Annotated in this window: 11 protein-coding genes and 1 pseudogene; 1 reads left to right on the top strand and 11 read right to left on the bottom strand. The window is 30.7% G+C overall.

All coding sequences use genetic code 11. The features are described from left to right. Positions 1-106: 106 nt before the first annotated feature. The 4 genes from C4S76_RS09935 to C4S76_RS09920 all read right to left on the bottom strand — a co-directional run bounded on the left by C4S76_RS09935 (position 107) and on the right by C4S76_RS09920 (position 3,462). Positions 107-847: an alpha/beta hydrolase gene (locus C4S76_RS09935; protein ID WP_105194316.1), complete on the bottom strand. Its 741-nt coding sequence runs from the start codon at positions 845-847 to the stop codon at positions 107-109. Between the two features lie 198 nt (positions 848-1,045). Further along, on the bottom strand, positions 1,046-2,014 hold the full coding sequence (dusB, locus tag C4S76_RS09930) for a tRNA dihydrouridine synthase DusB (RefSeq protein WP_105194315.1): 969 nt from the start codon (positions 2,012-2,014) through the stop codon (positions 1,046-1,048). 361 nt (positions 2,015-2,375) lie between these two features. Further along, on the bottom strand, positions 2,376-2,597 hold the full coding sequence (locus tag C4S76_RS09925; RefSeq protein ID WP_146105731.1) for a hypothetical protein: 222 nt from the start codon (positions 2,595-2,597) through the stop codon (positions 2,376-2,378). Positions 2,598-3,117: 520 nt separating this feature from the next. Beyond that, complete coding sequence (locus tag C4S76_RS09920) at positions 3,118-3,462, bottom strand: winged helix-turn-helix transcriptional regulator (RefSeq protein WP_105194313.1); 345 nt, start codon at positions 3,460-3,462, stop codon at positions 3,118-3,120. Positions 3,463-3,568: 106 nt separating this feature from the next. On the opposite strand from C4S76_RS09920, the gene C4S76_RS09915 reads away from it, so the two are divergent. After that, positions 3,569-4,393, top strand: a complete 825-nt coding sequence (locus C4S76_RS09915) for an alpha/beta hydrolase (protein WP_105194504.1) — start codon at positions 3,569-3,571, stop codon at positions 4,391-4,393. Between the two features lie 483 nt (positions 4,394-4,876). Here the strand turns inward: C4S76_RS09915 and C4S76_RS12050 are convergent. The 7 genes and pseudogenes from C4S76_RS12050 to C4S76_RS09885 all read right to left on the bottom strand — a co-directional run. Continuing rightward, positions 4,877-5,197: pseudogene (locus C4S76_RS12050) on the bottom strand (DUF2071 domain-containing protein); the annotation flags it as partial. A 12-nt stretch (positions 5,198-5,209) separates the two neighbouring features. After that, entirely contained in the window at positions 5,210-5,356 is a 147-nt protein-coding gene (locus tag C4S76_RS12045) for a DUF2071 domain-containing protein (protein WP_245915826.1), read from the bottom strand. 117 nt (positions 5,357-5,473) lie between these two features. Then, the gene (locus tag C4S76_RS09905) at positions 5,474-6,754 is read right to left on the bottom strand and encodes a TolC family protein (protein ID WP_105194312.1); all 1,281 of its coding nucleotides are present in this window, start codon (positions 6,752-6,754) and stop codon (positions 5,474-5,476) included. A 12-nt stretch (positions 6,755-6,766) separates the two neighbouring features. Beyond that, positions 6,767-9,856, bottom strand: a complete 3,090-nt coding sequence (locus C4S76_RS09900) for an efflux RND transporter permease subunit (RefSeq protein ID WP_105194311.1) — start codon at positions 9,854-9,856, stop codon at positions 6,767-6,769. A 13-nt stretch (positions 9,857-9,869) separates the two neighbouring features. Beyond that, positions 9,870-10,988: an efflux RND transporter periplasmic adaptor subunit gene (locus C4S76_RS09895; RefSeq protein WP_221405011.1), complete on the bottom strand. Its 1,119-nt coding sequence runs from the start codon at positions 10,986-10,988 to the stop codon at positions 9,870-9,872. A 122-nt stretch (positions 10,989-11,110) separates the two neighbouring features. Next, complete coding sequence (locus C4S76_RS09890) at positions 11,111-12,475, bottom strand: sensor histidine kinase (RefSeq protein ID WP_105194310.1); 1,365 nt, start codon at positions 12,473-12,475, stop codon at positions 11,111-11,113. Continuing rightward, a complete protein-coding gene (locus tag C4S76_RS09885; protein ID WP_105194309.1) occupies positions 12,472-13,149 on the bottom strand; it encodes a response regulator transcription factor in 678 nt (225 codons plus the stop codon). The genes C4S76_RS09890 and C4S76_RS09885 overlap by 4 nt, the downstream gene beginning before the upstream one ends. Positions 13,150-13,285 lie beyond the last annotated feature (136 nt).

Genomic DNA, 13,285 nt, shown 5'->3' with positions numbered 1-13,285 from the left:
TAAAAAATAAATATTTATTATAATTATGCTAAAATATTAAAAAATAATAATATAAAAGACGCTCTATTTTAAATGTAAAACGGAGCGTTTGTTTAATTTTTATGTTTTAAATGTTTTGTTGTATAAACTCATGAGTTTTTTTAACTATCAATTCCCAATCATTATCCAAAGTGGCGACATGATAGCTATTTTTTAGTTCTAATAATTCTTTTTGAGTACTTGCAACATGTGTATAAATATAATCCTGATTATTAGATGGAACTACATGATCTTCTTTGGATTTGAAAATAAGCATAGGGCAATGAATATCATTTAATTTATCTTTTACTATTTTACCTAAAATAATTAAATCATTTATACACTTTTTTGGAGTTTGATCGTAAGCCCATTCTTTTATACCCTCTTTTTTTATGTCTGAACCAATTCCGGGGATAAATCTTGGCGAGTTCTCATTTTCATACATTTCCTGAAAATTAGGAAGATTAACAGCTGCATTTATAGTTATGGCACCATTAATATTATGATGTATAGCAGAATATAAGGTTAAAGTTCCTCCCATAGATAGACCTAATACAAATAATTTTTTAACTTTAGGTTTTAATTCATTATATGCCGTTTCAACAGATTTAATCCAGTCTTCATAGCCTGTGGTTTCCATATCTTCGGGTGTGGTTCCGTGTCCCAGAAGTCGTGGCATCTGGATAGTATATCCTAGATGATTCAGTTTATAGGCTACTTGTCTCATACTTTGAGTAGAACCTGTAAAACCGTGTATAACCAAGATTCCTGTATCATTTTTTCCTTCCAGAAATTCAGCTCTGGCCTCATATGCAATTTTGTTTGTCATTTTTTTGTTTATTTAGTATTCTAAAGTTAATAGTTTATTTATTTTTATGAAAATGATATTTTACATAAAATAGAATAAGACTATCTTAATTTATTTTATAGTTTTTAAATCAAATTTTCTGTTTAAACTTAATTTTGTTATTTGAATGGGAATATTAACGATATGAAAAAAATAGGTAGATATTATTTAATGAACTTCTTATTCTAAAATAGAAGTAAAAACCCAATTGAGTTCTTCTAAAGAAAGAGCAGATAAAAGGTGAGCTTTATGAACTTTAAAATTAGGAATACCACGAAAATAATTGGAATAATGTTGTCTCATCTCCAGTAATCCATTGCGTACACCTTTCCATTCTACAGACCATTGAGCATGATTTTTAACCGCTTCTATTCTCTGGTAAAGTGTAGGAGCAGGAAGTATTTCACCGGTTTTAAGATAATGTTTTATCTGGCTGAAAATCCAGGGATTTCCAATAGCTGCACGTCCAATCATGATGCCATCAATTCCGTAGGTCTCTTTATATTTTTTAGCTTTTTCCGGTGAATCAATATCACCATTACCAAAAATAGGAATTTTAATGCGGGGATTGTTTTTTATTCGTGCAATATGTGTCCAATCAGAATGTCCCTTGTACATTTGCGAACGAGTACGAGCATGAATAGTTAAAGCTTGAATTCCTACATCCTGTAATCGTTCTGCAACTTCATCAATATTAATGGAAGAATCATCCCATCCTAAACGGGTTTTCACCGTTACCGGAAGATGAGTACTTTGTACAACAGCGCGAGTTAGTCTTACCATTAAATCTACATCTTTAAGAACTCCGGCACCAGCGCCTTTACAAGCAACTTTTTTAACGGGACATCCGAAATTGATATCCACCAAATCGGGTTGAACGGTTTCCACTATTTTAGCCGAAAGAGACATGGCTTCCTCATCACCACCGAAAATTTGAATTCCTACCGGGCGTTCATAATCAAAAATATCCAGTTTTTTTCTGCTTTTCATAGCATCCCTTATAAGTCCTTCAGAAGAAATAAATTCTGAATACATAAGATCTGCTCCATGCATTTTGCATAAACGGCGAAAAGGAGGATCGCTTACATCTTCCATAGGTGCAAGAAGAAAAGGAAACTCAGGAAGTTTTATATCTCCGATTGTAATCAAAAAGCTGTGTTTTATAAATTAATTGTAAATAAGGTTTTATCTATGCTATATTTTATTAATGTTAGGTTAATTCAGTGATTTCTTTAATTTTTCAAACTTTTCAATAAACTAAATTTAGCTTAAAACAAAAAATAAATATCAGAAATATGGCAGGAAATTAATTTTATGTTTTTTAATTGAAAAATTTTAAATACATTCAATGAGACAAATATCCATTCTAATACTCTGGAAAAAATAATTTTGTTAAAGTTTAATTTTTCAGATTTTGTCCATCTTCTGGTACTAAATTCCATTTTCTAACTATTGTTTCATGCAAAAATAATTATTTTTTGAAGAAATTTGAATAATGAAAGAACCTAAATTAAAAGAGTTTCTCTTTTTTCCAGGATATTACTATCTCTCCTTTGGAAAAATGAAAAGCATCCGGTGTTTTCTTTTTTAAATCAATACTACTTGTAAGTTTATAATTTATATCTAATCTGGAAAATTCTACCTGTCTTATATCCCATTCTTTATGATGGATTTCATAACGCCCACAAAATGGTAAAATCCTAAAAAGACAGGAAAAGTCAAACAACGACATAAAGTCTGTTAGTCAGTAGATTATCAAACTTTTTTCTTTTCTGCCGAAGCTACTAAAAGACAACAAAAGACAGTAGTTGAGTGAAAAATAAGTGAACATAAATTTCAACTTCGTTTTTTGTTCACTTTCTGTTAAATTACTCGCTGACTATAAGAGTCTTACAACGACCTAGCTTGGCTTTATTCGAGGTGCAGAATCTTTAAGCGATAGTCAATACTTTTGTTCAAGTAACAGGTAAAAAAAGCTGTATATAGTTCTGCATTTTCGAGGGAGGGTCTACTTTCACATTTTCCTGAATTTAGCTTGAATGAGATTTTAGGTAAGGCTGAATATGCTGTCGAGTATGGATATTTTGAACAAAGCTGAGACTTAATGTGGAGTGGACAACTAAATCCGAATACTCTTACATGGAAGCAATTCTTAGAAAGTACAGGATGGAAAGGTCAAAAACTTTCATATTGAAATTTTTCTTCAAATTGAGAAACTAACTTACTGTATAAAAACTTAAGTAACATAAATTCTATCGGTAATGTTTGCCCCAATCACAAAGTGCATTCAGAATAGGCAAAAGCTCTATCCCTAAATCAGTTAATTTGTATTCAACACCAATAGGAATACTATTAGGAATAATAGCTTTAGTAATAATATTATCCTTTTCGAGGGCTTTCAATTGCCGCCCTAATACTTGTTCCGATATGTTATCTATTTTTTTATGGAGCAGATTAAAACGGTTATGTCCTCTAACAATAGAGAGTAGGATTTGAGTTTTCCAGCGACCGCTAATTTTGCTAATTGCTAAATTTAACCCACAAGCATTAAATAAATATTGTTCATTAATAGAGTTTGAAGACTGTTCTTTGCGCATATCACATACTAACAATTTTGTTCGTTATTGTATGGTAAACCCTCGCAGTTTACTTTTGTCAGACAAAAATAACATATTAATAATAAACTTTATAAAATCAGATAAAATGAAGATAAAACAACTTATACTATCAGTCATCTTATTCTTATTTTCTATTACCGTAGATGCTCAAGAGATGTTGATAATTGAATCAAGCCATTTAGTATCCAAGGATACAATATATTGTTTTGTTCCTGATAATTATAGCAAAGAAAAAGCTTATCCCTTAGTATACTTGCTTCATGGCTACTCGACGAATAGTAAACAATGGACAAACACTATTGATTGTAATAGTATGGCTAATAAATATGAAATGATAATTGTTTGCCCTGATGGTTTTACCTCTTTTTATGTAAATAGCATAAATAACAATCAATCTCAATATGAAAATTTTTTCTTCAAGGAATTAGCTCCCAGAATAGAAAATGAATTCAATGTTGATAAAAAGAACATCTTTATTAGTGGATTAAGCATGGGTGGATATGGGGCACTTCATTTCTTTATTAAATATTCTGATTTTTTTAATTCAGCTGGTTCTACAAGCGGTGCATTAACCATTGATGATAAACAATCACGTGAATTGAGTTATTCGTTTTGGGGTAATAATCGTTTGAATGATGATTTAAAGCAAATTTTTGGAGAGAATACGGAAAATTGGAATAAGAATGATATAATCAATCTATTACAAGCTAAGCCTGATTTTAAAAGACCTTTCATACTCGATTGTGGAACAGAAGATATTCTATATTCGGAAAATATAAAGTTGAAAAAAGCAGCTTACAGTTTAGGTATACCTATGACTTTTATTTCTTCGCCTGGCAGGCATAACACCAAATATTGGCACAATTCAATAGAACATCACTTCATATTCTTCAAACAGCATTTGAGGTAGTACGAAACTAAGGCTAATTATGGATATGGCTAATCTATCTGGAAATATTACGGTAATAAGTATGAGCTTATAATTATATCATTCAGCATACACGGGTTAATCAATATATAATCCTATTTATTCACTATTAAAGAATATGCTTATGAATGATCTTACAATAACGAGGCTTATCAGTTCATTACCTGAACCCTCACCAGTGAGGAATAAAGAAATGTAAATTGCTTATGCAGAATTTAGAGAAGAATTAAAGACCCAGATTCAATCCGAAACAGATTATACACAACTGCTACGAACATTAAATCTGACTCATATCGAGTTCCAAGTATTACAAACACAAATTTTATACGAGCAGGGGTAAAATGCGCTTAAATATCTGTATTGTCAAAAAGTTATTGCGGTAATTGATTCCGAATTAATACTATTAGAAACTAGATTTGCTCATCCTGAGCGATTTATTATAGAGCAAACATTCAAATCCAATCTTTATATAATCCCTGAGTCAGATAATGGCTTGGGGATTATTGGTTTTGTTGAGTTAATGGTTTTCTTATTTCTACTTGAGGGAATATATACGAAAGGAGGACGAAAAGCTACATTAATAGTTATAACAAAAGCCTTTTCAGCTTCAATATTTAAAAAATAAACCTTTTTCTTATCATTATTATCTACATAGGTCCGAATATTTATTTTATGAAAATCCGATATGAATTTTAACGGGAATAAATTTTTTGGAGAAATTTTCTGCATAGAAAAAGCTACTAAAGAAATATAGTACTTTCCTTCAAAAGAATCAAGTTGTAATTCTTTAGGAACAAGTTATCTAATTGCTTCATAAGGAAAACTCCAATGTAAAAATAATGCATTATTCCATTCCTGATAGTATTCCCATTTTCCATCAGGAATTTTCCAGGGACGATGAGAATTGGAATTGATAATATTTTGAATATTAGGACATTTAAACATAAAAATATTTTTATAGTTTTATGTTATAAATATAATTTATCAAAATATAGATAAAAGTGTTATTTATTTATCAATGTGATTGCATTTATCATCTAGAAATAAAATATTTTAATAGGATTAAAAATTAATATCCCAGATTCCTACGGTTCTTTCAAGTTCAATTAAAGCTGAACAGTAATTAAATAAGGTCTGATAATAATTTTGTTGTATGTCATTATAAGTTCTTTGAGCATCCAATACTTCAAGTAGTGAAGTATTTCCTCTTTTGTATGAATAAACCTTACCTTCAAGAATGGATTTGGAATTTGAAAGTAAACCGTTGGAAAACTGTTGCATTTGTTTTTTTGTATTTATATAATTTTGATAGGCCTGGGTTACTTCAGTCTGAATTTGAAGCTCAATTTGCTTATATTCTGTTTCTGCTTTTTGAATTGAATATTGAGCAGTTTGAACTTCGCCTTTTCGGTTATTTAAAAAACGTAAAGGAATGGTTATTCCGGCTGTAATACCTGTATGGTAAGGTGAAGGAGCTTCATCATTAGTAGCTTTTCCATTGATTTGCATACCAGCATTGATTCCTAAATCCATAATACGGTTAGCTTTAGCCAGTTTCATCATTTTTTGTGAAATATCTTTGTCTTGCATAGCTGCTTGTAAATCGGCACGATTATTTTGTGCTGTAGTTATCAAATCTGAAAGTTTAAATTCTTTATTGAAATCTGAAAAAGTGCTAGTTGCAGAAAATAAAGAATCTTTTTGTGGTTTTCCCATTAATAAATTTAAAGTAATGAGTGAATTTTTCCATTCGGATTCTGCTTTATAAACCTCGTTTAACATAAATTGAGCTTCTAGTTTACTCTGTTTGGAATCTGTGAGTGTTATATCCCCTAATTTATAACGAATACTGTCTGATGAAGCCAAATTGGACAAGATTTTATAGGAATTAAGCTGTACGTTCAATAAATTTTTATTTTGGATACATTCTAGAAATTGTAAGGAAGCATTAGCATATAAATTTCTCAGAAAATCCTGAAGTAAATATTGGTTTTGTGTCACTTGACTTTTGGCTAGGTCAATACGGGCTTTACGTTTACCTCCAAGTTCAATGGTCCAACCTAAACCGGTTTCCAGCGTGTTTCCCATCTTTTTTTGATTGTGTGAGCCAGCTATATTCCATTCTATATCTGGAATAATCTTAGCATTTTCTATTTCAGCTTCTGCGAGATTTACGTTATATTTTTGTGCTGCGTATTCCAAGTTATTTTCTTTAACCTGTTTAATAAAATCTGTATAACTCAGCTGTTTTTTACTAAAAGTAGTATCCACTTGGGCTTTTAAAACAGAAGTAATAAGTAAAAGACAAATAAATAGTTTAAAAATATAGTGTGTCAATTTCATAAATTTCAATTTTTAAAAGTCTATTATTTTTTTCTTTCCCCATTTAGATTCTATAATGTAATATAGAGCGGGCAAGGCAAATAGTGTAATAATAGTTGAGAATAACAATCCATATACAATTACGGTAGCCAATGTACGCTGTACATCAGATCCAATGCCAGTGGCTAAAGTTGCGGGGAGTAATCCTAAAATAGCCACAGTAGCAGTCATTAATACTGGCCTAAATCGGTCTTTAGTTCCTATGATAACAGAATCGAGAAGGGGAAATCCTTGTTTTCTTAAAAAATTTAGATGAGATATCATAATTACTCCATTTTGTATGGCCACACCCGATAATGCTATAAATCCAACGGCAGAAGAAACATTTAAAGTCATGTTTCTAATATTCAATGCTAACAAACCACCAAACAAGGCTAGAGGAACAATACTCATAAGTAGACCCGCTTGTCTGAATTTTCCAAATGCACTATACAACAAAATAAACATAATACCAAGAGATAGGGGTACGATAAATGCTAGACGAGAATAAGCTCTATTCTGGTTCTCAAATTGTCCTCCCCATTTAATATGGTATTTTTCATGATTGTATTTTACGTTTTTTTCAATTTTATTTTGGGCTTCTTCCAAAAATTTCCCCAAATCTTGATCTCTTAAATTTAGTTTTACTGTTAAATGCCTTTGATTCATTTCTCTTGTGATCGTGCTTTCTCCTGTGCTTAACTTGATATCACACACTTGCGATAAAGGTATTTTTGCACCTGTAGCGGATGTAAGCATCAGATTTGAAATTTTCTCCGGAGTATTTCTGCTATTCTCATCATAACGACATATAATATCGTATACTTTATTACCTATAAAAATTTGGGAAATGGCTTTTCCTCCTATAGCAACTTCAATAAGTTCAGCTACATCGGCTACATTAAGACCGTATTGAGCGATTTTATCTCTATTAGCATGTATTTGAAGCTGCGGTAACGGAGGTTCCTGATCTATAGCTAAATCCACAGCTCCTTTTACATTTTTTAATGTTTTCATTACATCATCTGCAATTCTTCTGGTTTCAATGAAATCATCTCCATAAATTTTCACCACCAGCTCACTATGAGCACCTGATATTTTATCCATGACGCCATCAATCATAGGCTGGGAAAATCCAATATTAAAACCCGGAAGTGTTTCATATTCTTTTTCCAGTTCAGCTATAAGATCGTATTTGGATTTTCCTTTTTTCCATTTCTTATAAGGCTTTAATCCAATTGATACCTCAAAGTGAGAAGCGGTCCAGGGGTCAGTTCCATCATCATTTCTTCCGGCTTGTACCATTATATAGGTAACTTCATCATGTTTTATGGTACGAGCACGTAGAGTATCACTCAGTTCTTTAGATTTTTCAACAGAAATACCCGGAGGTAATTGTACTTGTAACCATATGGACCCTTCATCTAAAGGTGGCAGAAAATCTTTTCCTACATAAAAAGCCAATAAAAAAGTACATCCTAAAATAATTCCTAATGGGAGAAAGATTTTTTTTGGAGATTGCATAATCTTTTTTATACTTGAATGATATTTGTCAGTTAATTTTTCCAACCATTTATTATGATAGAGTTTTTGTGGCTTTTTGTATAGGAAATAAGCTAATCCCGGTATTAACAATAAAGCAACGAGTAAGGCTCCAAAAAGTGCATAGCTAATGGTAAATGCCATAGGAGTGAATAATTTTTTTTCTACTCTTTCAAAAGCGAATAAGGGTAGATAGGCTGTGATGATAATTATAGTGGAGAATAATATAGGTTTGGCTACTTCTGTGGCTCTTTGTGTGATCGTTTTTTCATGAAATTTCTTGTCGGGTTCTTCTTCTCGTTTTCTAAGTATGGTTTCCATCATTACAATAGCTCCGTCTACAATAATTCCAAAATCGATAGCTCCAAGAGAAAGTAAGTTTGCAGGAATGTGTGTAAAATACATAAGGATAAATGCAATAAGTAAAGAAATGGGGATGGTAATAACAACTAGTAAAGCTCCTCTCCAACTACCTAAAAATACAATTAAAACTACTAAAACTAATGACATTCCTTCCAATAAGGTATGAGATACGGTATTTAATGTAGTATTTACTAATTCAGTTCTATCTAAAAAAGGATGTATTTTTATTCCTTTGGGTAAAATTTGGGTATTAAGTTCGTTTATTGCCTCATGTACACTTTCTAAAACTTTGGATGGATTTTGTCCTTTTAATAAGAGTACAATTCCTTCAATACTTTCAGATTGATTCCGTTTTTTGTCTGTGAAGCCTAAAACTCCTTTACGCTCTATATTTCCATATTTTAGTTTACCTAAATCATTCAATAAAATAGGAACTCCGTTTTTTGTTTTTACAACTATTTTACCTATATCTTCCAGATTTTTAACTAAACCGATTCCACGTATTACATATCCTAAATCTCCACGTGGAAGAATACTTCCTCCGGCATTTACATTGTTATTTTCAATGGTTTGAATAACCTCCCCTAAGGATAACTGATATTGATCCAGCATTTTGGGATCTAACTCTATTTGAAATCGAGTGGTAATTCCACCAAAATTTGTCACATCTGCTATTCCTGCTACTTGTTTGATTCTTGGAATAATAACAAAATTTTGTAAATCAGTTAATTCTCGTAAATCATGTGTTTTACTTTCAATAATATATCTGTAAATTTCTCCAATCGGAGAAGTAAGTGGATCTAATTCAGGTAGGGCTTGGTAAGGTAATTCTACATCGTTAAGCCGTTCCTGTATTCTCATTCTAGCCCAGTAGTCATCTACACCATCTTCAAAAACAAGAGTAATTATAGAAAGGCCAAAAGTACTTTTACTTCGCATAACATGCATTCCCGGAAGACCATTTAAAGCCCGTTCAACAGGTATGGTTATTTGTTGTTCTATCTCTTCTGCGGCCAAACCCGGAACCTGTGTTACAACTTGAGAAGTTACATCAGCAATATCAGGATAAGCTTCAATGGATAGTTGTTTCCATGAATAATATCCAAATATGGAAAGTATAATGAAAAGGGTTACTAGTACCCAACGTTTGCGTATGGTAGTTTGAATAAGTTTATTCATGTTATTTTTTTATTTATTGAGCTTCCAGTAAATATATTCCTCCTTCGGTAACTATATGTTCACCAGTTTTTATACCTTTTTTTATTACGGTTTTATCTTTTGAAATATCTTTAGTTGTGACTTTTTTCTTTATAAATTTATTTTTGCCAATTTGTACAAAGACAAATTGTTCATCATTAACTTGATAAATTGCTTTAGTGGGGATGATAAGAGCTACTTCAGGTTCATTTTTGAAAAGAACATTTACATACATTCCCGGTTTTAATATTTTATCAGTGTTGTTGCATTCAATCAATACTTCAACACTTCGGGTATCTTCATCAACTATTTTATTGATATGAAATATTTTGCCGGTAATGTTTTTATCAGGAAAAGCATTAACATTGATGGTAACTTCTTTTAATTTATTGATATATCCTAAGTCTTTTTCTTTAATTTGTCCAGCAATCCATACTTTATTTAATTCGGCAATTGTAGCTATAGGTTGGGCATCTTCTTTTATATATTGTCCTATAACAATATTGCTAGTAATGATTTCACCTTTTAAAGGAGAGGTAACTATAAGGGGCTGACCTAATTTTTGGTGATTAGGGTTGATATTATATACTTTTAGTGCGGCTGATGCATTTTCGAGCGCTGATTTTTTTGTTTGGTAGTCTGTTTGGGCTTCCTCTACAACACGTTGTATGCCCACACCATGCTTTAATAAATCTTTTTGTCTCTTCAAATTTAAATTTGATAATGTATATTCTTGTTGTGCTTCGAAGTAATCTTTTTGAGCATTAAAATATTCAGGAGAGCTGATTGTGAAAAGGGGAGTTCCTATATTTACTTTTTGTCCTAATCTTACAAATGATTGGCTTATTCTTCCGGCAAAGGGTGGAATAATTTCTGCATAATTGGTTGGTATGGCTTTTACTTCACCCACTGTCAATAGATCTGGACTAAGCCATTCACTTTTTACGGATTCAATTTTTATATGATTTTTTATATTTGAATTTTCTGATAAGAAAATAGTATTTCCACTTACGATATATGCAGGTTTTTCTTCTGTGTTTTGTTTATGGCAAGAATGCATTGTAAGTGCACTCCATAAAAATAAGTGTAAGTTTCGGATTTTTATAGATATCATGATCTCCGCTTTAGATTTAGTGAACCTCTTTTTTTTCTGCAAATCTAGGCGAACGGTTTGTAGTTGGTTATTAGAAACCTCTTAAAAAAAAATTAGAATTTTATTAGAAGGTTATTTTTTTACTAATAGGGGAGTTGTAAAATAAAGGTTGTTCCTTTGTCTGAATTGTTGTTAACGGTAATAGTTCCAGAATGTAAACAGATGATTTTTTTGGTTAAAGATAGTCCTATTCCATTTCCATAAGTATATTCTTTATTTTTGCCTCTGTAAAAAGGAGTAAAAATATTAGGAATATCTTTTGGCGAAATGCCTATGCCATTATCTCTAAATTCAATTTGAATTATATTATGGAGGAATGATATGAAAACTTTACATAAATGATCTCCAGAAAATTTGCATCCGTTTTCAATAAGATTTACAAAAGCAACTTTTAATAAATATTCATTTCCATTGATAATGAATTCTTTTTCAAATGTAACATCATTTTTGAAAGATAGGCTTGCATTGTACTCTGGGTTAGCTTGCTGTACTTGTATGCATGCTTCTATTAAGATTTCATCTATTCGTATGGGCTTAAAAGTTATTTCTGAAGGATCATAGTTTGCTTTGGCAAAATCTAATAGATTGTTGGCCAATTTTGCAATTTTTTTTGCATCCGATAGGGAATTTTGAAGTATTATTTTGTATTCTTCGGAAGTTTTATTTTTAGTTAATGAAAGTTCGAGTTCGGTTATTATAGCAGCTAAAGGGGTTCTTAGCTCATGTGAAATATTGGAAACAAAATGTTTTTGTGCTTCAAATGAATTTTCTAAACGTATAAGCATTTGGTTAAAAGTAATAGCTAATTCTGATAGTTCATCTTTATTTGGTTTTGTGTCCAATCTTAAATTTAAATGATTAGCAGATATTTCATTCATTTTATCATTCAAATCTTTAACGGGTTGAAATGCTTTTTTAGAAAAATAATATCCCGCTATAAATATAAAAATGATTGAAAAAATAAATATAATACATGTGTTTTTTAGTAGAGAACTTAATTCATTATATCCATAAAGATCATAAGAAGCAGCTGTAACTATATACTTGTTACCTTCAAATAGATAGACCATTCCTATTACCTGCCAGTCTCCCTGATGAAATTTTATTTCTCCTTTGTTATAAATTTCATTAATCATTTCAGGAGTTTCTTTCACAAAATCAATATCTACTGCGTCATGATAAAAAAGGTTAAAATTTTTATCATAAATAGCAACTTCTACTTCATTAATTGTTTGGGAATTGTTATGGTAAATTTGTTGCAGAGTTTGGGCAGGAACTTTGGCTTTAAAAAAGAGATTTGCTTTAGTTATTGCTTCTTTTTTTAATAAGGAATAGAATTCTTTGTCTCTGTTGTGTTTTGCAGAGTAATAAATGATAGAGGCAAAAATAAGAAGTAGAGTAGCTGTTATAAGTGAAAATAATAAGGTAAGCTTGATACGGATTTTCATTCTTCAGATTTTAAGATAAAACCCATTCCTGATTTTGTATGAATTAACTTATTGTCAAATTCTTTGTCAACTTTTTTTCGTAAGTAATTAATATAAACATCAATAAAGTTTGTTCCGGTATCAAAATGAGTGTTCCATACTTTTTCTGCAATTTCTTTTCTTGAAATTACTCTTTCCTGATTTTGTAATAAAAATTCCAGAAGTTTAAATTCTTTAAGGGTTAGGTTTAGCTCTTTATTATTTCTTTTTACAATTTTGGTTTTTAAATTCATTTCTAAATCGGAAAATCTTAAAATAATTCCAGATTTATTTTTTAAGCTTCTTTTTAAGATAGCTTTTATTCTAGCAACTAATTCCCTCATTTCAAAAGGCTTTACCAAATAATCATCTGCACCAGCATCAAACCCTTCTATTTTATCATCCGTAGTTCCTAAGGCTGTTAACATTAATATAGGAAGATCAGGTTTTAAGTTTCTTACTTCTTTACAAAGGTCTAATCCGTTTATTTCCGGTAATATAATATCAGTAATTAGTAAATTAAATTCTTGTGTTAAAATTAGTTTTTTCCCAGTTAAGCCATCATAGGCTTGAGTAGTGTTAAAACCTTGTTCATCCAAACCTCTTTTTATAAGTTCAGAAACTCTTAAATCGTCTTCAACCAGAAGAATATTCATAAGAGCAAATTTACAGTTTCTTTTTTAGAATATCATATTCTTATTATTTAGATATCAGTATCTAATAAGGGTTATTTTTATAGATTATAGTTCATAATTTTTTAAATTCATTATAAGTGATTGAGTGATTTAATGA

This window comes from Apibacter adventoris (assembly GCF_002964965.1).
Classification (GTDB): Bacteria; Bacteroidota; Bacteroidia; order Flavobacteriales; family Weeksellaceae; genus Apibacter; species Apibacter adventoris.
The sequence above is the reverse complement of the archived record's forward strand: the minus strand, read 5'-3'. Positions and strand labels throughout refer to the sequence as shown.

Bases quoted from the DNA above. Each gene is read 5' to 3' on its own strand.
- C4S76_RS09920 (WP_105194313.1), bottom strand. From the start codon at position 3,462: ATGCGCAAAGAACAGTCTTCAAACTCTATTAATGAACAATATTTATTT.
- C4S76_RS09915 (WP_105194504.1), top strand. From the start codon at position 3,569: ATGAAGATAAAACAACTTATACTATCAGTCATCTTATTCTTATTTTCT.
- C4S76_RS09905 (WP_105194312.1), bottom strand. From the start codon at position 6,754: ATGAAATTGACACACTATATTTTTAAACTATTTATTTGTCTTTTACTT.
- C4S76_RS09890 (WP_105194310.1), bottom strand. From the start codon at position 12,475: ATGAAAATCCGTATCAAGCTTACCTTATTATTTTCACTTATAACAGCT.
- C4S76_RS09900 (WP_105194311.1), bottom strand. From the start codon at position 9,856: ATGAATAAACTTATTCAAACTACCATACGCAAACGTTGGGTACTAGTA.
- C4S76_RS09925 (WP_146105731.1), bottom strand. From the start codon at position 2,597: ATGTCGTTGTTTGACTTTTCCTGTCTTTTTAGGATTTTACCATTTTGT.
- C4S76_RS12045 (WP_245915826.1), bottom strand. From the start codon at position 5,356: ATGTTTAAATGTCCTAATATTCAAAATATTATCAATTCCAATTCTCAT.
- C4S76_RS09885 (WP_105194309.1), bottom strand. From the start codon at position 13,149: ATGAATATTCTTCTGGTTGAAGACGATTTAAGAGTTTCTGAACTTATA.
- C4S76_RS09935 (WP_105194316.1), bottom strand. From the start codon at position 847: ATGACAAACAAAATTGCATATGAGGCCAGAGCTGAATTTCTGGAAGGA.
- C4S76_RS09895 (WP_221405011.1), bottom strand. From the start codon at position 10,988: ATGATATCTATAAAAATCCGAAACTTACACTTATTTTTATGGAGTGCA.